The following is a 21,722-nucleotide window of genomic DNA, read 5'->3' as shown; positions in this document are numbered from 1 at the left end:
ACAATCGAACCACGGCGCAAGCCCCTTTTCTCCATTAACTATGATTCTCTAGGCTCCTTAAGCATCTCAGGAGTTTTCTGCACCACTAAGGGCCATCAATTAGATTTTTTAGCATATCCCGCATTGAGTCTTTTGACCACAGGCTCATTGCTATTATTAGACATACTACCAGTTGTGATGGTAGCCCGCGATGGCGTTTTTCCTTAACTTTTGTTTTGAGAATCGCCGCTTCTATTGCTGTTGATGGAATTGCTATCTCTATAGCTTTGAATATCTCCTTACTTTTGAGCTTGGGAGATTCTAATAATAATTTTTTAAAAGGCACTGTCCTTGATTTCCTTTGTTGTAAATAATACATAGTTTACCACTTTTTCAGCCTTAAGTGAACCGTATTGGGTTAAGGTTTTGGTACAGGGCTGGGGATAAGGATAAAGTGCGATCGGGCTTACCCTACTGGAAAACCTACGGCGTAGAGCCTTTATCTTTCCTTATACTCAACGCCTCCTCGAACTAACGTGATGTTATGGGGAGAATTTCTGAATCATCATCTAGCCAGAGGAGGACAACGTTCTCACAGGCAAAGCCTATATCGTTCCTCAATATGAGAGCAGGTACATTTCCACCAAATAATTAATCAGGCACCATCAAACCCTTCAATATTCTCCCCTTCTCGTCCTCCTTCAACCCTTTACACTGCACCAAAACCCCAAAACCCCCCAAACCCATCGGATCGATCAATTGATGCAAAGCCTCCCGGCGCTGCAAAAACGTTGCCACATCCAATACTTCTGCATCATTTGTTGATAGAGAAGCAATACGATCGCCCAAACCCAAGGCCATCAAAAACAAAGCCTGTTGAGTGAACCCCACCGTATCCAAACCGCACAATTCACCATGCCTTTCCAGCGCCGTAAAATTAACATGAGCCGTTAAATCCTGCCGCCCCACATTAATATAAGGATTATTGTGATATCGGTGGCGATAATAACACTGTAGCGTTCCCTCCCTGCGCCTCGGATTGTAATAGCGGTACGCCGGATGGCCATAATCAATAGTTAACAAATATCCCCGCTGCAACTTTTGAGCAACTGTACTCATCCAGTCCAAAGCTGCCAAATTAACCTCACTGCGATAACCATCTCCATAAACACTTGCCGACAAATCGATGCCCACAAAATCCAAATATTCGGCAATTTTAGGCGTGGAAACTTCGCCAACTCCCTCAATAAAATTTATTTCTTCTTGTATACTTTTTTGTATTTCTGCGGTCACGTAAATCTCCCTCACTTGCCCTTGTTCCAGAATAATTTGATGCACGGGTAAAGCATCCACTAACTCATTAGAAAAAAAACAACCAACAATTGAGTTATTAACTACCTCATCCCAATTGCACCACTTAACACAATTGATTTCGGCTAACCTTTGCCGCTGTTCCGCTTGGAGTACAGGGGAAACTTCAATAATAATGTATTCTAAAATATGAAATAAATCGGGATATTGTATTTGCAGATATTGCAGAATATTTTCGGCGAAAGTTCCCCGCCCCGCCCCCATTTCTACGACAGTAAAAGGATGAGGTGTGCCGAGCACTTCCCACATTTCCACAAACTGCTCTGCCAAAACCTCCGCAAAATCAGCACCCCAATGAGACGACGTGATAAAATCGCCTTGTTTGCCGATCGACTGGCGATCGCTATTGTAATAACCGTGGTGCGGATGATATAATGCCAAATTCATATATTCAGCAAAAGTAATTCGCTGCTGCGGACTGGCGGCAATTCTTTCGCAGATTAAAGCGCAGAGTTCCGGGTTACTATCATTAATATTTATCAGCTCTCGCTTATTGAAATCCATTCTTTAACCTCTCATTTTTTGACATTTTTCTAAAAAATAATTATATCATTTTGAGTCCGACCGCCTACTTGATATGTGAGCGTGCCAATTTTTGCTCGTTGTGATAAGCTAGCTTAAGCTTTTAAATGTAATACTTCTGTATGTCCACAAGAGAGTCTTATTTAAAAGAATTCAAAAATTCGATCGAGTTATTATTACCCGCTTATCTAGTTGTATTTGATTTAGCAGACACAAAAAGACGCAATCTTTACTTAGGTCACCAGGAAGTAGACAAAGATATCATCGTGTTTGATAATTTGTTAAAAAATTGCGTTTATTTACAAAGATGCAAGAGAATTGCCGGCGATATATGGGTGGCTTGTGTTACAGAACAGCAACTAAACGATATCCCCGATCTGATATCGAATTACGTACAAGAAGTTCCTATATTAGCAGGGTGGGAATGCAGGGCGAGAGACCCCAACGGAAATTCACTATTTATTGAAGAAAAAAGAAACGTTTTAATCAGTCGTGCTGTCCGCGCAGGCTACTTGTGGGTCGAAAATGTTAATCAGGTAATTATAAAAGTAAATGAATTACTCGATCGAGTAGGGTGGTTACCTGTCAATATATTAACTTCCCTAGAGTCGGAGGTGGCTGTTAATTCACCTAGATGGAAGTGCCTCCCCGCCGAAATTTTATCTATAACTGAGTATTGCCCGTACTGCCACGGTACAAACTTTCGCTGGTTAGAAGGAACGGACGATTCTGCTGAGGGTATTTGTACGCAGTGCGGAACCGAGGTAGATTTTCGTTACGGTTAATAAGCTGTCGGGCATCTTGCGTTGTATTTTTCGGGTGGGCTACGAGCTCCCACCCCACAAGAATTTCATCAAACTTGAGTGTAAAATTTAGATGCGCCTGGGCTTATATGGAGAGTTCAAACATCAGGGATTTAATTGTGTGGCCTGGTCCATCCTGGAGCAAACTGCTTCGCACCAAGCTATCGCTTTGGCTTTCCAATATTGAACCATCGGATTTAATAGTTACGTTTACCTGAAATCCCAAAGCATCCAGCAACGCCACTAACAGATAAACTTCATCTCCTCCTGTTTGTGAGAGCAGATTTTTTAACTTTTCATAGTGCAACTTAGCTAGCTCTGAAAGCTGAACTATGCCCCCGCGAGCCTCAACTATATTACTAAGTGATAGGTGCAAAAGTTCAGCTTCTGGATTTTCTTCTTCCAGAATCGCCTCGATATAAGCAGCCGCCGCTTCAGGTTTTTTCAGGAATTCAATCAAGTCGTCTTGGTAACTTACACTTTTAGGCATTTTCTCGACTCCTGTACTCTATCCAATATTCAATAGCTTTACGAATATCTCGATCTTGAGTGCTTTTATCTCCACCGCAGAGTAGGAGAACAATCGTTTGCTCTATTTGCCCAAAGTAGACGCGGTAGCCTGGCCCAGTCAATTCTTAATTCAAAAACACCTTCTCCTACTGAGCGACAATCTCCCAAATTACCGAGCTTAATTCTGTCTAGTGTGCCGCGAATCTTGGCTTCAGCTTTGATATCTCGGAGAAACTTCAACCATTCATTGAAAGGAATTTTGCCGTCTGGTGTGACGTAACGCTGAATTTCTTTTGGTTGATCTTCCATAATTTATAGTAGCCGATCGAGGATTCAGAAAAAAGGCGATCGCAATTTTGAGCAAACAGCCCAAAAATGCGATCGCCCTTTTCCTTCTACCTATCAACCGAGCCCATAATAATGTCGATACTCCCCAAAATTGCCACCAAATCGGCAATCTTCACGCCGCGCACAATGTGAGGCAAAATCTGCAAATTATTAAAATCCCCAGTCCGAATCTTCCAGCGCCAGGGAAACACACTATCATCCCCGATAATATAAATCCCCAACTCACCCTTGCCACTTTCAACGCGGACATAATGTTCGCCCTTCGGAATCTTAAAAGTCGGCGCAACTTTTTTGCCAATAAACTGATAGTCAAAACCATTCCATTCTGATTTTGGCCCGCTTTCTAAGCGCTTGGCTTCCAAATTCTCGTAAGAGCCACCGGGGAGTCCTTTCAAGGCTTGATAGATAATCTTAACCGACTCGCGCATCTCCCGAATCCGCACCACATACCGGGCCAAACAATCGCCAGCAGCTTCGGTACAAACTTCCCAGTCGAAGTCGTCGTAACATTCGTAATGGTCAACTTTCCGCAAATCCCACTTAACGCCGGAAGCGCGCAACATGGGGCCGGAAAGTCCCCAGTTAATCGCTTCTTCGCGAGAAATAGTACCCAGGCCTTCAATCCGGCGGCGGAAGATTGGATTGTTGGTAATTAAACGTTCGTACTCGTCAATTTTGGGAACGAAATAATCGCAGTAATCTTGGCACTTATCAACCCAACCGTAGGGCAAATCCGCGGCAACTCCGCCGATGCGGAAATAGTTATTATTCACCATGCGATAACCTGTGGCTGCTTCCCACAAATCTAAAATCATCTCGCGATCGCGCATAGTATAGAAAAAAGGAGTTTGCGCCCCCACGTCCGCCAAAAACGGCCCCAACCACAACAAATGGTTAGCAATCCGGTTCAACTCCAGCATGATTACCCGAATGTAACTCGCCCGTTTGGGGACAGCAATATTCGCCAACTTTTCCGGCGCATTGACTGTCACCGCTTCGTTAAACATCCCCTCCGCATAGTCCCAGCGGCTCACGTAGGGCACGTACATCACGTTGGTGCGATTTTCGGCGATTTTTTCCATCCCGCGGTGCAGATAGCCCAAAACAGGCTCGCAGTCCACCACATCTTCCCCGTCTAGGGTGACGATTAGCCGGAGTACCCCGTGCATGGATGGGTGGTGCGGCCCCATGTTGAGCACCATCGGTTCGGTTCTAGTCTCAATTCTTGACATAATTAAATGAATTAATGATTACTAGCTATTGTTGATTTTTGTTTGGCTTTTATGATTATGAAGGATATCGAGCTCTCTGAGAAGGATACCCCTGGATTAGATGTCAGTATTGACACCTATCACGTTCCTGTTTTGGGTCAAGAATTAATTGCGGGTTTAGCAGTGCGTCCAGGCGGGCACTATTTGGACGCGACGCTTGGCGGCGGCGGACACACGAGTTTGATTTTAGCGGCGGCGGCTGATGTTACAGTGGTGGCGATCGACCGCGACGAACAAGCCATCCGTTTTTGCCAAGCCCGATTTGCCAACTCCCCCGTTGAGTTTTGGCACGGCAATTTTGCTGAATATCGGTCCCCAGAGGCCGAATTTGATGGTATCATAGCAGACTTGGGCGTCAGCTCGGCTCAGTTCGATACACCGGAACGAGGATTTAGTTTTCGCCACCCAGCTCAACTAGATATGCGTATGAACCAGCAGCAATCTTTGACGGCAGAAGAGATTATCAATCACTGGGAAGAAGTTAAACTAGCAGATATTATTTATAAGTACGGCGAGGAGCGACTGTCGCGGCGCATCGCGAGGCGGATTGTGCAAGGGCGTCCTTTTCAAACTACAACAGAACTTGCAGGGGCGATCGCCTCCAGCTTCCCCCCCAAGCAGCGCAACGGCAGAATTCATCCGGCCACCCGTACCTTCCAAGCTTTAAGGATAGCTGTCAACTCCGAACTCGCTTCTTTAGAAACTTTCCTCCACCAGGCGCCAAGGTGGTTAAAACCAGGTGGGAGAATCGGAATCATTACATTTCACAGTCTCGAAGACCGACCGGTCAAGCACCAACTCAGAGGAACACCCAGTTTGCAGGTACTGACAAAAAAGCCGATCGGGCCGCAATCCGAAGAACTAGCTAGAAATCCCCGCTCTCGTTCTGCTAAGCTCAGACTGGCAGAAAGATTAACTTGATTCGGCAGTAGTAATATGCTTGCTGCAAAAAGTTCAGAGATTAGGGGGACTAGAATGCAACAATCAAGTTTGATTCGGCAAAGATGTAGGGAATAGCGCCAACAACCCACCGCTAACCCTCCGGGTAAAGTGGGGCTTGAAATACAGCCGATTTTGACCGCACTCAGGTAGCGATACAGGAGTTAGTAGTAAGTGTTAAAAATCACACCGAGGACAGCGGGCAGCTACTTAAGAGCTCTGCAATCAGAGCATTAATTAGTCATTTGGGAGGCTGGTGTGTTTGTAAAAGTAGCGACTGCTAACACGGTCGTTGCTCGTATCAAAGCACGAAAGCTGACTCGGGAATTTTCCCTATTGAAGCGGCCTACCGAGGCGGGTTACAGTATCAAAAGCCTCTCATCTGTTGTGCGAACAGATGGTGCGAAAGGAATGCTCACCTTAAGGTAAAACGGGTTTCTTTAACTCAACTTGACGTAACTGATATGTTGCATATATCCAGCCCCCCTTTTCCTCCCGCCACCTTGCTGAATACAGCTATGGTGGGGGTTTTCAAGGGGGAAGAAAGATGAGTCGGGGAGATGGAAGCAAGCTGAAATTGATGGTAGTCGATGACGAACCCGATAACTTGGATTTATTGTACCGGACGTTTCGACGCGACTTTCAGGTTTACAAAGCAGATAGCGCCCTCAGCGCCCTGGAAGTTCTAGACCAACAGGGCGAGATGGCGGTGATTATATCTGACCAGCGGATGCCAGAAATGAACGGCACCGAGTTTTTGGGGAAAACTGTCGAGCGATTTCCCGATACGATTCGGATTCTGCTAACGGGATACACCGATGTTGAAGATTTGGTCGAGGCCATCAACTCAGGTCAAGTTTTCAAATACATCACCAAACCGTGGAATCCAGAAGAACTCAAATTGGTGATCAATCAAGCCTCAGAAACTTACAAATACTACAAGCAGCGCAGCGTTGCACTGCGCCGCGCTTTGCGCAAGGAATCTCTGTTCAATGAGGTAATGAGCGTGATTCGCGGGTCGCTAGATTACTCTAGTATGGTACAAACTATTGTTCAAACCGTAGGCCAAACTTTTGAAGCCAACTATTGTATGCTGCGGCCGGTAGAAGCCGATCGACTATTGCCGAGTACCTTCCCCTACCAAGCCCAAACCTCTGAAGCCAGCAGCTTTTCTTTTGATGAAAATTTGCTGGTTCAAGCCGTAGCCAGCCGCCAAACTCAAGTGAACCAAAACAGTGGGGGGGACGGTAACTCGGTTGAGATTGCCGTGCCCCTGACTTACCAGCAAGAATTGCTGGCGGTACTCGCTTTGTCCCAGATTGGCGGTACTAACCCTTGGTCGGCAGAAGAGATAGAGTTAATAGAAGGTGTAGCAGCTCAAGCTGCTCTCGCCCTGTCTCAAGCTAAGCTCTACCAGCGCACTCTGGATTTAGCCAAGCAGATGCAAAACGAGTTGGAAGTGGCTCGCCAAATCCAAACAAACTTGTTGCGCCAAAGTTGGCCGGATTTTGAAACAGTCAGGGTGCAAGCTTGCTGCTATCCCGCGCGGGAAGTTGGTGGCGACTTTTTTGAAGTCTACGTCCACTCCCAAGGGGATATTTGGATAGCGGTGGGAGATGTTTCCGGTAAGGGAGTTCCGGCTGCTCTATTTATGGCCAGCGCGATTTCGGTGATGCGGCGGGAACTTTCCCAAGAAGTTTCTCCCGAACCCGATCGAGTTATGCACAATATGAATAGCAGTATGTCTGACGACCTGATCGGCAACAACCATTTTATTACAATGGTTGTTGCTCGTTACACTCCGTCAACGGGACACCTCGCCTTTGCTAATGCCGGTCACATTTACCCGATTGTTTGGTCTCACTCGGAGGTGAAAGCTCAAGCCGCTAGCGGTAAAACGCCAGCCGAGCCGAATTTCCTGAAAGCTCGTGGCATTCCCTTGGGGATACTACCAGTTTGGAGAGGCAAAGCAGGTACGATCGAATTAAAGTCAGGAGATGTATTTCTGCTGACGAGTGACGGGATTACTGAAGCTAGCGTGACCACTGAAGCGGTCGCAGGGGGTGTACCAACCCGTTCTATGCTACAACAAGAAGGGCTTTGGCAACTCTTGATTCAGGAGCCTGGTTCTTTCAACTTGGACAATTTGTTGGCTCACATCCGAGCCGACAATCCCGTTCAGGAAGACGACCAAACCATACTCTCTCTGGAGGTTCTTTGAATCTGTCAGCGACTCCCAACGCATAGTCGGGGGAGAGGCGAAACAACTGAAGCCCTGCTTGTTGACCGCCCGCACAGTAGTCCCGCAAAGGACTGCGTGACAGTCAACAGTAAAAAACCTAGCCCGCGATCGCGCGCAGCTAGTTTCCTGAATCGCTTTCCTGGGGGATTAAACACCTGTTAAGGGTTAAAGTAGAAGGCATTCGTCAGAAATAACCAACGCTTAAAAGCCAGGGATTGAAACAAAGATTTTTTATACCTCGCTGCTTGCAGTCTCGGTATAATTATCAATTGTTAATGGGGTTTGTACCCATAACTAAAGTTTTCAACTATACTCTTAACTTCTGCCTTCTACCGAATGACGAATGCCTGATTTTTAAACAGAAAAGGCTGGTATCCCCCGAGTAGCGACAAGTATTGAGACCGAATAAATTCGGCGCGTCGTGTTTCATCCCTGGTCTGAAGACACAGGGTTTTCAAACTTACGGGATTTTTATATGAATACTGAGCTTCATGTGCCAAGCGACTTGCGGTTTTTAACAATTGTTGAAAATTGGTTGCTGAGCAGTTTGGAAGTTGAGCTAGGAGAGCACGTCGATTGGCCGCGTCAGTCGAATCGTTTGCGCTTGGTGTTAGCAGAAGCCTATTCTAACGTGATCCGCCATGCTCACAAAGATCAACCCAATTTGCCCGTGTTAATTCGCTTGAATTTAAAAAATAGGGATATTGGTTTAGAAATTTGGGATTACGGTAAAGGTTACGAAATGGATACTTACAATCCCCCGAGGCCGGAAGCTAAACAGGAAAGCGGCTACGGCTGGCTGATTATGAGCAGACTTATGGATCGGGTGGACTACACTTTGCAAATAGACGGTCGCAACTGTCTGAAGTTAGAAGCTAGTTTGCCGGAAAAATCTTAATTTGTCATGAGTCATGAGTCATGAGTCATTAGTGATTGACAATGCACTTTTTGACTCGCTTTGGCTGTCTGTCGCAGGGTGCGGTGACAGCCACTTTTTCGTGCATTATCGTCGGCTCAACGCGAGACTGTAAGATTGTAGGGGTACAGTCCACATCGCACAAATACCGCAGAAACGGGATTTTTATACCGTGAGTGGCACTTCACCAGAGATTTGGATAAAAACCCGGTTTCTGCCTCATTCTTGCGATAAAAAGCTGATTGACCTGTCGATCGCACGACTTTAGCTATTACGTGCGATCGACAGGTCAAACCAAAATAGACAATTTAAATGTGAAACACCTTATCAAACATCTAATTTCTTATGTGACCGCAGATTTAGCAATTCTTGGGGAGAAGCTAACAGTTTGACGGTAACAGAAAGGATTTCTCGGTCAGAATTGAGCAAGAACAGCCATCCGACATTAACACCAAATGCGGAAGTTTGCACCCGACCGCTGACCTGAACTTCAACATTGCCATCTTCTAAAATTTGGCTGACACCTTTCTGGGGTTCTAGCTGCATTCCTCGCGCTTCTGTTTGTAGATAAGTGGCGATCGAGATGCTGCCGATAATTGGCTCTTCAAACGGCGCGTGCATAACGCCGTCATCAGCAAATAAATTAGCCGTTGCTTCAAAATCGCCCGCGTTTAAAGTTTCAAAATATCGCAGTACCGTTGGATTTGTGATGCCGGCAATCGTTATAGAGCTAGTTAAAATAGGTGGAGTTGTTGCGGTCATAAAACAAGTGATTTCAGAGGAATAAATATACTGTAATCATTCTCTTTGTCGTAGCAAATCCCTCAAAAGATATAAGTAGAGTTAGGAAAATAATTCTCCGAAAAAAGGAGGAACCGGAGAGCATCGAACCCAGCTTTCAGATCGATAAACCAAAATCAATACTAATTTCAAAAAAAATGCAACTCTAGGGAAGCCACAAACCCTCGCAGTCATCAGTCATTGCCAATCCTTCAATTCTTGAATCTAAAATCTAAAATCTAAAATCTAAAATGATCTAAACCCAGACACCTGCCGGCATCTGGGTTCCTGGGTAAGTCTGTTTGACAGACCGAACCAGAATATTCTATTTGCGCATCAAATTGAGCAATTCCTTAGGAGATGCCAACAAGTCGATCGCCACAAAGAAAATTTGGCCTTGGGGATCGAGCAAAAACCGCCATGCGATGTTCATACCCACATTCGCGCCGAACCAGGGAGTTTCGACTTTGCCGGTGACTTTCACTTGTCGGTAGCCATCTTCTGCGGCTTCTGACACGCCTTGCTGAGGCATCATTTTCAGTCCGATGCACTCTTCCCGCATATAGTTGAGGATAGCTTCGCGACCGACGATCGGCTTTTGGAAAGGCGGTTGCAGGGCACCTTCTTCAGCAAATAAACCGACGGCTGGGGTGAAGTCGAAGGCGTTCATGTAATCGATGTAGTTGAGGACAGTCTGCTCGCTGATACCCTCAATTTTGGTTTTCACCCGCTCTTCTGGAGCGGTGGGAGTGCTGCGAGGGGCTGAGCGTTTGCCGTACTCTTGGCTGAAATCTGGGTCGTAGCCCATGTGAACTACGGTGTTGCGAAGTACGGTAATTTGCTGACCCGGATCTAGTTTCTTGATTGTTTCTAGAACGGTGGTGGCTTCGGGAGACATTTGATAGCCAGCGGGGATCGGAGCGACAAGGCCCTGTTTCATCAACTGCCCCAACTCGTACCAGAAACCGAGTTTGGTGTTGACGCGCAAGGAAGTGTAAATCCGACCGATGGTGGTGTCTGCGTTGCTGGCTAGGTCAAACATGGTTTTGCTTTGAGCAGCCGGCGACATTTGCTTGATTTCGTTGAGTATGCCTTCGACAAGCGCCATGCTGGCTACTCCCGGTGCTGCTGCGGTGATGGAAATGCCCATTTCGGTGTAGGCATACCAGAGCAAGGCTAGTTGATCTTCAACGCTGAGTTTGTAAAATGCTTCGGTGGTAGCCGGAACAATGCTAGCAATCTCAGTGTTGGAAAAAATAGATTGAGCTGATTGAATGCTAACTGCCATGTGTATTTTGTGAGATTTGTGATTTTAGTGAGGTACTTGATTTAGGGACTCTCAAGCTGCCTTGATTAAAAGTATGTAACGTTTTGTTAATTTTTGCAAATATAAATTACATATGGCTGAGTTACAAAACTATAATCAATGGTTTGGTAAATAGCGATCGCCATCACTAGACCGTGCGCCGAAGTAGTTTATTTAGGAAGCCGATCGTTAAAATTGCTTTGCATATCATATAAAATCAAAATAGTCAATACAAAAGGTAAATATTTGCCTGGTGTCAAATGAAAGCGCCAATTAGCAGCAATTTGGTTAAGCAAAAAGCCCTTGAGTTGGGATTTCACAAAGTCGGGATAGCCTCAAAAGACGCGGATTTCGATCTAGAAAAACAAAGATTGCAGGCTTGGTTGGATAAAGGCTATCAAGCGGATATGGGATGGATGGCTAACCCGAAACGTCAGGACATTCAATTGGTGATGCCAGAGGTGCAGTCCTTAATATGTGTCGCCATCAATTACTACACGCCTCACCAACGCCCGGGCGGTTCCGAATATGCTAAAATCTCTCGCTACGGCTGGGGCAGAGATTACCACAAAATTCTGCACAAAAAACTGAAGGTTTTGGCAAATTGGCTGCGATCGCAAGGCGAGGGAATTGAAGCACGGTATTATGCTGATACCGGGCCGATTCAGGATAAAATGTGGGCGCAGCGTGCCGGGATTGGCTGGATTGCCAAAAATGGTAATGTAATTTCCCGCGAATACGGTTCTTGGGTGTTTTTGGGCGAAATCTTGACTAATTTGGAGTTAGCGCCCGATGAGTCCCATACGGAACATTGCGGTACTTGTACTCGCTGCATTGAGGCGTGTCCGACGGGGGCAATTACTGAGCCTTTTGTGGTTAATGCCGATCGATGTATAGCGTATCATACGATCGAGAATCGAGCCAAAAATTTGCCCGACGAAATTGCATCTAATTTACAAGGTTGGGTAGCAGGTTGCGACATTTGTCAAGATGTTTGTCCTTGGAATCAGCGTTTTGCTAAACCAACTGATGTTGCAGACTTTGAGCCTTATCCTGAAAACATAGCGCCAACACTTGCAGAATTGGCCGACATTTCTGACGAGGAGTGGAACCGCCGATTTACAGCTTCGGCGCTGCGGCGAATTAAGCCGGAAATGCTACGGCGAAATGCTACGGCAAATCAAATTAATCATTAAAAGTTGAGATGTTCGCCCTTCGGGTGCGCTCATAAGCACCTTACCCTATACATAGTAGCCGTAGGGTGCTTGTGCACCGAAAGTCCATACATTATGGAGTAAATCATTCCCATCTAAAATCTAAAATCTAAAATCTAAAATCTAAAATGGTATGATTCACCGTTCATTATTTGCTATTGTCCAATGACCAAAGTAATTATTTTTGATTTTGACGGTACTTTAGCAGATACGATCGATATTCTTCTGAGTATCACCAACCGTTTGTCAGTTGAATTTGGCTTTAAGTCGGCAACCAAAGAGGAACTGGCTCAACTTAGCAATTTAAATTCTTGGCAAATTCTGATGTATTCGGGAATTTCCATCTTCAAATTCCCGCTGCTAATTAGAAAGCTGAAAGCAGAGTTGCGGAGTGAAATTCCGAATATTCATTTATTTACCGGGATTAAAGAAGTTTTGTTAGAGTTAAAAAACAGCGGTTTTCAACTGGGTATTATTACCTCTAATTCTAGAGAAAATGTTTGGGATTCGCTTGAAAAAAATGGGTTGCAAGATACCTTTGATTTTATTTATTCAGGAACAACTTTTGGAAAACATAAAGTAATTAATCGATGGTTAAATAAACAAAATATTAATCCCGAACAAGTCGTTTATGTTGGAGATGAAATTAGAGATATAGAAGCAGCTAAAAAAACTAAAATTAAAGTAATTGCTGTCGGTTGGGGTTTTAATTCTCGGTCAGCTTTGGCGGCACACAATCCCGATTTTTTGATCGAACGCCCCCAGGAATTAATCGGAGTTATCAATAATCTGAAATGATTGTAATGTTGTTTGATGGAATGTTACAAAGCTTTAAGCATTAAAAACTTTGTGCGCGATCGGTTGAAAAGCTCGATCGATGCTGATATAAAAATAAATAGCAAGATTCCTTCGTTCACCAAATTGGAACAGCCTTATGTCAGCATTTGAGACTTTCTTAACTTTTAGCTTTGCTTCAATCTTCGCCGTAGCCACTTTGGCAACTTGGTTGCGCTTCACAAACCCGCCTTCTACTGCTAAACGCAATTAGAAATTGTCGCCCCAAGGGCTATAGCCCTACAAAAAAAGTTAATCTCCTTCGCCCCGTTTTAGTGCTGCTAAAACTGCTTGCTGGCTAACTGCTTGGTAAATTTTGGCAAAATGCTGTTTTAGCGCCTCAGATGCGGGCGATGATTTGCTAGCGGTTCCTTTTCCGTCGGTTGCGAGGGGAATTGGGCCTAAGATATCTAATACTGTTTCGCTGCTCGGTGGGGGTACAATTACTACTAGAGATGATTCTAGCTGCTGGTTGTATTCCCAAAAGCGATCGACCTTCGGCAATTTAGAATTCGCAGCGGGGGAATTTTCGCCAGAGTTGAGTTGGGAATTTTCCTCCCCTTGCGTACCGCGTCTTTGACGGAGTGCTGTCAAAATTTGCTCTTTTGTTCGGCCTCGCAATTGAAAGAGTACGAAAGGGTCTTCACTGAAGCGATCGCCCAATAAGTAGTATACTGCACTGATGTGTTTGCAAGGATTTTTGGGATCAGGACAGCTACAGCGCGATCGAATATCAGATAAACTTAACGGAAATAGTGTTTTGCCGGCGGCAGCAAATACATCCTCAATATTGTGTGGCATTTCTCCTGCTAGTAATTTAGCTGAAAAAACTGCTCTTTGCGACATATTTTCAATCACATAATCCCAATCTTCATCGCTCAATGTGTCGAGTCCTAAAGAAACTTGATAGGGTTTGGGATCTGTTCCTTGAACTAGGGCGATTACTTCTTGGTTAGGGAAGTTAATGCTGAGAACTTTTCCCTCGCGCGCGTATTGCCAGCCACGTTCTAAGCGCTTTTTGAAGCGGTAGGTATTTATTAAATCTAACCACTGTTGTGTCCACCATTCTCTGTCAATCATAAGCCGAAGGAAGAAGGAAGAAGGAAGAAGGAAGAAGGAAGAAGGAAGAAAGCTTTAGTTATCTAGGAGAGTCAGAAACCGGGTTTTTTACGAAAAAACTGGACTCTAACCTTTAATTCTGGTAATAAACCCGGTTTCTGTGGTCAGAGTGCGTAATTCCTCGGATTTTTGAGAAGTAAAGTCCTCACTAGAAACCGAAGAAAATTAAACATATTATTCTTCTTCCGTTTCTATAATAGCATTGCGATCGAGAATTAGTAAATTGCGAAGTTGGTCTGTATCGAGTTCGGTGAGCCAGTTTTCACCTGCACTGACCACTTGTTCGGCTAGAGCTTTCTTACTTTCGATCATATCGTGTATTTTCTCCTCTAACGTGCCCGTGCAGACAAATTTGTGGACTTGCACGTTGCGGGTTTGGCCGATGCGAAATACGCGGTCAGTTGCCTGATTTTCTACTGCGGGATTCCACCATCTGTCATAGTGGAAAACATGGGTTGCTCTGGTTAAGTTCAAACCTGTGCCGCCCGCTTTTAAGGATAATATCATAATCGGCGGGCCTTGGGGGTCGTGCTGGAAGCGATCGATCATTTCTTCCCGCTGCTGTTGCTTAATTCCTCCGTACAAGAACAAAACTTCTCGCCCTAAATGCTGTTCTAGATGCGGTTTCAGGAGTTTTCCCCATTCGGCAAATTGAGTAAAAATTAAAGCCCGATCGCCTTCTGCTAAAACCTCTTCTAACATTTCCACCAACCGCTGCAATTTCCCCGATTCCTGACTCTTAATCTCCAATTCTTTCGGCTTAGCTTCTGCTTTCACAAGAGCCGGATGGTTGCAAAGTTGCTTGAGTTTTACCAGCAAAGCCAGAATCATTCCCCGGCGCTGAATACCTTCGGCTGACTCTAATTCAGCTATTGACTCTTCGACTATTTTATGATATAATACCGCCTGTTGATTTGCCAGACCACAAAATACAGTCATCTCCTGTTTTTCGGGCAAATCTTGTATGATTTCTTTGTCAGTTTTCAGGCGGCGGAGGATGAAAGGCCGAACGAGCGATCGCAAAGTCTGCAATGATTCCCTATCTCCGTATTTTTCAATCGGAATTGCAAATCTGCGCTGAAAGAAATTGCGCGGCCCCAAATAACCAGGATTCAGAAACTCCAAAATTGACCACAATTCTTGCAGTCTATTTTCCACTGGAGTTCCCGTCAGCGCAATTTTAAAAGATGCCTCGATTTGCCGCACCGCTTGCGACTGCTTCGCCTCGGAATTTTTAATATTTTGCGCTTCATCTAAAACCAATCCTTGCCATTTAATGCCTTGAAATTCCTTCGCATCGCGAAACACTAGGGCGTAACTGGTAATGATTAAATCCTTTTCCTTAATTGCCGTCGCAAATGCTTTGCCTTTAGCGCGTTTGTCTCCGTGGTGAACTAACACTTTTAGCGTCGGGCCAAATTTCTTGACTTCGCGCTCCCAATTGCCCAATACCGATGTCGGACAAACCAGTAATGTTGGCGCTTCTAGAGAATCTTGTTCCTGTAAGTGTACGAGGAAAGCAATTAGCTCGATAGTCTTCCCCAATCCCATATCGTCCGCGAGACAAGCACCCAAACCCCAGCGTTCTAAGAATGCTAACCAGCCTGCTCCTAGGGCTTGATAAGGCCGCAATTGTCCTCGGAAACTAGCCGGAGTTGCGATCGCACTTACGGCTTGATTATCGCTCAAAGTATTCAACAATTCCTGAAGTTGACCCGTCGCCTCAAAATTCACCACAGGCAATTTTTCAATCGTCTGAGAATCGCCCGAGGCCAAACGCAAAGCATCCTCCAAAGAAAGAGTCATTTGCTCTTTGCGGCTGGCAAAAAAAGTTTGAGCGGCTTTCACATCCGGCGCGCGCAACTCTACCCACTCGCCGTTAATTTCCACCAAAGGCGAATTCAACGCGATCAATCTGTCAAACTCTGCCTTAGAAATGCGCTGTCCGCCGATCGTCAATTCCCACTTAAAATTTAGCAGACTTTGCAATCCCAGCCCACCTTTCGCCGGATTCACTTTCGGAGTTTCCGCTTGAATGCTCAAACCCAAACGACTCGCCCAACCATCCGCCTTTGTCAAACTCGGCGGCAAAACAACGCCCAACCCGCTATCAGCAAACCGCCAAGCTACAGACTTAATAAACTCGTATGCTTGCAGGGGATTTAATTGGCAAGATTGAGGCCGCTGGGCTTGTAAACTCGGTTCAATTAACGGATAAAGTTTCGAGGCTAAACCCAAGCCGCTTAGCAAAGTTTCTTGAGGCAATTCTATTGTCCGCCCCGCATAAGCCAAACGCTCGACTGAGTTGTTCCAAATAGTTGTCGCGTCTACCAAAAATTCCGCTTCATCTGCTGCTTGCAAGCAATAATTTAAACTCCAGTTGGCTTTACCGGGCGCTGGTGGTATGAGTTGAAAGCAAGTGCGAAATTGACTTTGTTGAGATAGTTGGTTTTGCAGCGGTGCAGTCCAAGCACTCAGCTTGGTTGCCAAGTTTTCTAAAGCTGCTGATTCTACTTGCACAATCCCAGATTCCTGCTGCAAAGCTTGCAGCCACTCGCGCACAGGAGAAACTGTTTTGATGTCTAAAGTAGAGCTAGCAGCCGATCGCACTTGACTATCTACAATACTACTCAAAAAGCCTAACACCAATTCCTCCGCCCCCATCGGCAAATCCACCGCTAAAGGCAATTGACTGGATTCTTCTTCCTTTTCCCCTCTTCCTTCTTCCTTCTTCCCTCTTCCTTCTTCCTTTCCCCCTCTTCCTTCTTCCTTCTTCCTTCTTCCTTCTTCCTTCGATTGATATGTTCGGCAAGCCGTCGGCATTTGCTTGACAAAAGTGGCGAGGCGGAGTATGTCTGTAGAACTATCTAACAGCGGTTGCCATTTAGCAATAGCAGAACCGTCCGACTGTTTCTCCAATCCCGGCAAAAATTTGCATCTTGCCAACAAATCCAAACTCCACCTAGCAATATGAGACCAAAAACGCAAATCTGAGCCGACGAAAGAGTCTGGTTCCGTGCTGTTAAGCGGTAGTGATTGCAATAAAACAAAAGCTGCTTGAGGGTTGAGACAAAAACCCTCGACTTGCCAGGGATAAAGGTATGTTTCCTCGGTTTTGGCCGATTCTTCAAGTGCTGCTGCTGAGTGTTGCGGCATCAGATTTGCGTTCGATTCTGAGATTTTGGTCGGAAGTGCGATCGCCCGAATTTCCCTTTGAATTGAGGAGTTTTGGGCGGGAATTTCTGCTGCGTTTTGAGTTTTGGGCGATCGCCTAGTTTTTTTACTTTTTTCCGGTGGAGTTTCAGCGGTTTCCGGTAATTGCCAGTTGAGTTTTCCTGACTGCTGCAATGAATTTAGGAAAGTCTTAAATTCAGCTTCGGTCATTGCTAAGGGATGCGGTAGATTTATCCCCGATTCTAGGGTATCAATCGCCCCAATTTTTCGCCAAGTTTCTCCCCAAATAAATAAGCAACTATTATCATTCTCAACTTGCCAACTGCCGTGTAAAATGGCCATTTTTTTTACCCTGATATTTTTATTTAAGTTCGAGGCTGACTACAGCATTTATATGGGATTTATGAATAAAATTTTAAACAAACAAAGGATATTTTGATCCCCAGACAGGAATTAGGTAGAACCTGTATCTGTAGGGTGCAACCTAAGCACCTTACGGCTTATTCCCAGCCCTAGATAACTAAATCCTTCTTCCTTCTTCCTTCAACGTCCCAATTCGCAAATGAAAATTCATCGTACCATCTATGGCAGGCGTTTAGCGGGCGATCGACCGGAGAATCGACCCCAGACTGCAAAAAATAATTATCGAGTATAAATGCTTACAATCGAGACGCAGACAGTCGATCGCGAGGCGATTATCCCTGTCTTTTGGCGTCGGACTCTCAAACATCCTGTGGTAATGTTACGATCCCGACAGAGAAAGAATGTGGTAGATAAGGAAGCAGTGCTACATGGTAGAGATAGACAAGTCAATATCCTTCGATGGACGGGATATTAGACTGAAGATTGGTTTACTAGCGCCTCAAGCAGGCGGTGCAGTTTTGATTCAGTCGGGTGACACGGCGGTTTTGGTGACAGCGACTCGATCGCAGGGGAGAGAGGGAATTGATTTCCTGCCCCTGTTGGTGGATTACGAAGAGAGACTCTACGCTGGCGGTAAAATTCCCGGTGGATTTTTGCGCAGGGAAGGGCGTCCCCCAGAAAAAGTGACTTTGACAGGCCGTTTGATCGATCGACCGCTGCGTCCGCTATTTCCAAGCTGGCTGCGAGATGACATCCAAGTTGTAGCAACAACGGTTTCGATGGACGAACAAGTGCCACCGGACGTTTTGGCGGTGACGGGGGCTTCGGTGGCGATACTGCTGGCGAAAATGCCGTTTTACGGGCCGATGGCGGCAGTGCGAGTCGGTTTGGTAGGGGACGATTTCATCATCAACCCCACCTACAGCGAAATCAAAGAAGGCGAGTTGGATCTGGTGGTAGCCGGTTCTCCTGATGGAGTAATCATGGTGGAAGCCAGCGCTAACCAATTGCCGGAACAGGATATCATCGAGGCGATCGACTTTGGCTATGAAGCAGCCTGTGACTTGATTCAAGCCCAGCGCGAAATTATGGCGGAATTGGGCATTGATTTGGTGGTAGAGGAACGGCCATCCCTAGACTCGGCCTTGGAAAACTTTATTCGCGCTCGCGCCCAAGAACCCATCCGCATCATTTTGTCAAGATTTGAAAAAGACAAAACAATACGGAATGCAGCTTTGGACGAAGTTAAGGCAAATGAAGTCGAATCTGCGATCGCCGAACTCTCGGAAGACGATCCGGTAAAACTAGCGGCCACTGCCAACAGCAAGGCGATCGGCAACGTTTTCAAAGACGTTACCAAAAAAATGATGCGGAAGCAAATCCTCGAAGATGGCGTCCGTGTAGACGGCCGCAAGCTAGACGAGGTGCGACCCGTTTCTTGTCGCGTAGGCGTGCTGCCGTCGCGAGTACACGGCTGTGCGCTGTTCAATCGGGGGTTAACCCAAGTCTTGTCCGCAGCTACCCTGGGAACCCCGGGCGACGCCCAAGACTTAGGAGACGACTTGCACCCGCAGCAAGACAAACGCTACTTGCATCACTACAATTTCCCGCCGTTTTCGGTAGGAGAAACCAAGCCGATGCGATCGCCCGGACGCCGAGAAATCGGTCACGGAGCCCTGGCAGAACGCGCTTTACTCCCGGTTTTGCCATCCAAAGAAGATTTCCCCTACGTGATTCGCGTAGTTTCAGAAATCCTTTCTTCCGACGGTTCCACCTCAATGGGTTCAGTTTGCGCCTCAACGCTAGCATTAATGGATGCAGGCGTTCCCCTTTCCCAACCCGTCAGCGGCGCGGCAATGGGCTTAATTAAAGAAGGCGATGAAGTCCGAATTTTGACTGACATTCAGGCAATTGAAGACTTTTTAGGCGACATGGACTTCAAAGTAGCCGGTACCGACACCGGGATTACTGCTTTGCAGATGGACATGAAAATCAAAGGTTTGCCCTTAGATGTGATTGCCACCGCCATCCGCCAAGCCAAACCGGCCAGACTGCACATTTTAGAAAGAATGCTGGCAACCATCGACACTCCCCGCAAGGAAATGTCGCCGTTTGCACCGCGTTTGCTAACCCTGAAAATCGATCCAGAATTTATCGGTTTGGTAATTGGGCCTGGTGGCAAAACGATCAAAGCCATCACCGAAGAAACCGGTGTCAAAATAGACATCGAAGATGACGGAACCGTAACAATTGCTGGCAACGACAGCGAAAAAGCTCAGCGGGCTTACAACATTGTCCAAGGCATGACGCGCAAGTTGAATGCAGGAGACGTGTATGTCGGCCGCGTAACTCGAATTATTCCGATCGGCGCTTTTGTGGAAATTTTGCCAGGAAAAGAAGGAATGATTCACATTTCCCAGTTAGCGGACTACCGCGTCGGGAAAGTGGAAGACGAGTTAGCTGTGAACGATGAAGTGATTGTCAAAGTGCGAGAAATTGACAATAAAGGTCGAATTAATTTGACCCGCTTGAATATTCATCCCGACGAAGCGGTAGCCGCCCGCGAAGCGCTGAATAAATAGTTTACAGTTGGTAATTGGTAATTACTTGTAGAGTAATTGCTAATTGCTAATTGGTAACTGGTGATTAGTAATTGCTAATTGCTAGTTGAGATTAAATCTGATTGTTTCAGATTGATTTGAGAGTAGGTGCGCGACAGCGACAGATCGACAAGAGTGCGATCGGCTGTAGAAGTTAATACATTCGCGCACTTTACCCTCGGCGGTTGAAACCGCAACTACACAAATTAACTTCACTCCTAGCGGACTCAATCAAATATAAAGTTACCTCTTTTATCATTCGGCGGTTGAAACCGCAACTACACAAACGAAGTCCGCCTGCGCGGACTGAATAAAATATAAAGATATTACCTACAGTCAGGACACGGCAGTGCCGTTTCCCTACAATTAATCGGGGGATGATTACCTCTTTAATAGACGAATATCGATCGTTTTGGGGTAGGGAAACGGCATTGCCGTGTCCTCTGTTGGCTATGATTCCAGTGCCACCGGAATTGATATTAAATCAAATCACCGCAATACAGTCAATTTCAACTAACACATCTTTCGGCAAACGCGAAACCTCCACACAAGCGCGCGCCGGTGCAGTTTCCGCATCAAAATATTTCGCATAAACCGCATTCACAGCGGCAAAATCATTCATATCTTTGAGGAAAACCGTAGTTTTTACCACATCCAACCAAGTAGCGCCGGCTTCTGTGAGAATGGCTTCCAGATTTGCCATAACTTGTTCCGTTTGTTTTGCCACATCGTCGGTGTAGACAATATCGTTTAGTCTAATGTCGATCGCAATTTGGCCAGCTACAAACAGCATAGTGCCCGTAGCGGCAATGGCTTGATTGTAAGGGCCGACGGGTGCGGGTGCTTTGTCAGTACGAATAATTTTGCGCGTCATAGATGTCACTTTTTGGGATAATTTTTCCGAAGTTTCTGGCTGGTAGAGTTCTCCGTCAGAGGTTTCTGGCTGGTAGATTTCTCCATCTGGCATGATAGCACCAGTTAAGTCGGCATTTTTGATATTCCAGCCATAAGAGTTACACCGAGTAAAGTCTGCCCTCCTTAAGTTTGCTTCTATCAGATTAGCTCCGATCAAATTTGAATATCGCAGATTTGCTCTTTCTAAATTGGCACCTCGAAGACAAGCATATTTTAGCTCGGTACTGTCAAGTTTTGCTTGTTCTAGATTCGCATTAGTTAAATTCATTCCTGACAGATTAACTTGGCGGAAATTAGCTTTCTGGAATTTAGCTTTTTGAAGTTTTGCCTGAGTCAATATTGCCTCACTTAAATTTGCCATAGTAAAGTCAGCTTCCAGCAAGTATGCCTCAGTCAAATCAGCCTTATTCAGATTCGCTTTACTTACTGTAGTTTAGACTAACCAAAGATGAGAACGGTGGCCAAAGAAGAACTAGAGCCACCGCGCCAGGAGAGAATGAGGGTGAAAAAGAAAAC

17 protein-coding genes and 2 pseudogenes are annotated in these 21,722 nt (G+C 45.7%); 8 read left to right on the top strand and 11 right to left on the bottom strand.

The window, feature by feature from the left end:
* Nucleotides 1-91: 91 nt before the first annotated feature.
* Nucleotides 92-358: pseudogene (locus E5S67_RS34165) on the bottom strand (transposase domain-containing protein); the annotation flags it as partial.
* Between the two features lie 272 nt (nucleotides 359-630).
* Nucleotides 631-1,854, bottom strand: coding sequence for a class I SAM-dependent methyltransferase (locus E5S67_RS25955; protein ID WP_172191442.1), 1,224 nt, complete (start codon nucleotides 1,852-1,854; stop codon nucleotides 631-633).
* Nucleotides 1,855-1,994: 140 nt separating this feature from the next.
* Between E5S67_RS25955 and E5S67_RS25950 the strand changes: the two genes are divergently transcribed.
* Nucleotides 1,995-2,657 carry a hypothetical protein gene (locus E5S67_RS25950; RefSeq protein WP_172191440.1) on the top strand — a complete coding sequence of 221 codons (663 nt, stop codon included), beginning with the start codon at nucleotides 1,995-1,997 and terminating at the stop codon, nucleotides 2,655-2,657.
* Nucleotides 2,658-2,760: 103 nt separating this feature from the next.
* On the opposite strand, the gene E5S67_RS25945 is transcribed toward E5S67_RS25950, so the two are convergent.
* The 3 genes and pseudogenes from E5S67_RS25945 to E5S67_RS25935 form a co-directional block, all read right to left on the bottom strand.
* Nucleotides 2,761-3,165 (bottom strand): helix-turn-helix domain-containing transcriptional regulator, encoded by a 405-nt coding sequence (locus E5S67_RS25945; RefSeq protein WP_216670719.1) that lies wholly within the window; start codon nucleotides 3,163-3,165, stop codon nucleotides 2,761-2,763.
* Nucleotides 3,158-3,494 (bottom strand): annotated as a pseudogene (locus E5S67_RS25940) (type II toxin-antitoxin system RelE/ParE family toxin). Before E5S67_RS25940 ends, E5S67_RS25945 begins: the two are co-directional and overlap by 8 nt.
* A gap of 86 nt (nucleotides 3,495-3,580) precedes the next feature.
* Nucleotides 3,581-4,765, bottom strand: coding sequence for an NAD(P)H-quinone oxidoreductase subunit H (locus E5S67_RS25935; RefSeq protein ID WP_172191438.1), 1,185 nt, complete (start codon nucleotides 4,763-4,765; stop codon nucleotides 3,581-3,583).
* A gap of 57 nt (nucleotides 4,766-4,822) precedes the next feature.
* On the opposite strand from E5S67_RS25935, the gene rsmH reads away from it, so the two are divergent.
* The 3 genes from rsmH (at nucleotide 4,823) to E5S67_RS25920 (ending at nucleotide 8,883) form a co-directional block, all read left to right on the top strand.
* The gene (gene rsmH / locus E5S67_RS25930) at nucleotides 4,823-5,725 is read left to right on the top strand and encodes a 16S rRNA (cytosine(1402)-N(4))-methyltransferase RsmH (RefSeq protein WP_172191436.1); all 903 of its coding nucleotides are present in this window, start codon (nucleotides 4,823-4,825) and stop codon (nucleotides 5,723-5,725) included.
* Between the two features lie 565 nt (nucleotides 5,726-6,290).
* The gene (locus E5S67_RS25925) at nucleotides 6,291-7,964 is read left to right on the top strand and encodes a SpoIIE family protein phosphatase (protein WP_172191434.1); all 1,674 of its coding nucleotides are present in this window, start codon (nucleotides 6,291-6,293) and stop codon (nucleotides 7,962-7,964) included.
* A 496-nt stretch (nucleotides 7,965-8,460) separates the two neighbouring features.
* Complete coding sequence (locus tag E5S67_RS25920) at nucleotides 8,461-8,883, top strand: ATP-binding protein (protein ID WP_006633914.1); 423 nt, start codon at nucleotides 8,461-8,463, stop codon at nucleotides 8,881-8,883.
* Nucleotides 8,884-9,228: 345 nt separating this feature from the next.
* Here the strand turns inward: E5S67_RS25920 and E5S67_RS25915 are convergent, their stop codons facing one another.
* Together E5S67_RS25915 and E5S67_RS25910 are read right to left on the bottom strand one after the other, a co-directional pair.
* Complete coding sequence (locus tag E5S67_RS25915; protein ID WP_172191432.1) at nucleotides 9,229-9,663, bottom strand: nuclear transport factor 2 family protein; 435 nt, start codon at nucleotides 9,661-9,663, stop codon at nucleotides 9,229-9,231.
* Nucleotides 9,664-10,006: 343 nt separating this feature from the next.
* Nucleotides 10,007-10,969 (bottom strand): orange carotenoid protein N-terminal domain-containing protein, encoded by a 963-nt coding sequence (locus tag E5S67_RS25910; RefSeq protein WP_172191430.1) that lies wholly within the window; start codon nucleotides 10,967-10,969, stop codon nucleotides 10,007-10,009.
* 278 nt (nucleotides 10,970-11,247) lie between these two features.
* On the opposite strand from E5S67_RS25910, the gene queG reads away from it, so the two are divergent.
* A complete protein-coding gene (queG, locus tag E5S67_RS25905; protein ID WP_172191428.1) occupies nucleotides 11,248-12,183 on the top strand; it encodes a tRNA epoxyqueuosine(34) reductase QueG in 936 nt (311 codons plus the stop codon).
* Between the two features lie 183 nt (nucleotides 12,184-12,366).
* Nucleotides 12,367-12,999, top strand: a complete 633-nt coding sequence (locus E5S67_RS25900) for an HAD-IA family hydrolase (protein ID WP_172191426.1) — start codon at nucleotides 12,367-12,369, stop codon at nucleotides 12,997-12,999.
* Nucleotides 13,000-13,032: 33 nt separating this feature from the next.
* On the opposite strand, the gene E5S67_RS25895 is transcribed toward E5S67_RS25900, so the two are convergent.
* The 3 genes from E5S67_RS25895 to E5S67_RS25885 form a co-directional block, all read right to left on the bottom strand.
* Complete coding sequence (locus E5S67_RS25895) at nucleotides 13,033-13,245, bottom strand: hypothetical protein (RefSeq protein WP_172191424.1); 213 nt, start codon at nucleotides 13,243-13,245, stop codon at nucleotides 13,033-13,035.
* Between the two features lie 42 nt (nucleotides 13,246-13,287).
* Entirely contained in the window at nucleotides 13,288-14,115 is an 828-nt protein-coding gene (locus E5S67_RS25890; RefSeq protein WP_172191422.1) for an SWIM zinc finger family protein, read from the bottom strand.
* A 213-nt stretch (nucleotides 14,116-14,328) separates the two neighbouring features.
* The gene (locus E5S67_RS25885; RefSeq protein WP_172191420.1) at nucleotides 14,329-17,670 is read right to left on the bottom strand and encodes a DEAD/DEAH box helicase; all 3,342 of its coding nucleotides are present in this window, start codon (nucleotides 17,668-17,670) and stop codon (nucleotides 14,329-14,331) included.
* Between the two features lie 313 nt (nucleotides 17,671-17,983).
* On the opposite strand from E5S67_RS25885, the gene E5S67_RS32715 reads away from it, so the two are divergent.
* Together E5S67_RS32715 and E5S67_RS25880 are read left to right on the top strand one after the other, a co-directional pair.
* Nucleotides 17,984-18,166, top strand: a complete 183-nt coding sequence (locus E5S67_RS32715; protein WP_216670718.1) for a hypothetical protein — start codon at nucleotides 17,984-17,986, stop codon at nucleotides 18,164-18,166.
* Nucleotides 18,120-20,273, top strand: coding sequence for a polyribonucleotide nucleotidyltransferase (locus E5S67_RS25880; protein WP_172191418.1), 2,154 nt, complete (start codon nucleotides 18,120-18,122; stop codon nucleotides 20,271-20,273). Before E5S67_RS32715 ends, E5S67_RS25880 begins: the two co-directional genes overlap by 47 nt.
* 502 nt (nucleotides 20,274-20,775) lie before the next feature.
* On the opposite strand, the gene E5S67_RS33670 is transcribed toward E5S67_RS25880, so the two are convergent.
* The gene (locus E5S67_RS33670; protein WP_281363577.1) at nucleotides 20,776-21,618 is read right to left on the bottom strand and encodes a Rid family detoxifying hydrolase; all 843 of its coding nucleotides are present in this window, start codon (nucleotides 21,616-21,618) and stop codon (nucleotides 20,776-20,778) included.
* Between the last annotated feature and the right edge of the window lie 104 nt (nucleotides 21,619-21,722).

Origin of the sequence: Microcoleus asticus IPMA8 (genome assembly GCF_013179805.1) — a bacterium.
Classification (GTDB): domain Bacteria; phylum Cyanobacteriota; class Cyanobacteriia; order Cyanobacteriales; family Microcoleaceae; genus Microcoleus; species Microcoleus asticus.
The sequence above is the reverse complement of the archived record's forward strand: the minus strand, read 5'-3'. Positions and strand labels throughout refer to the sequence as shown.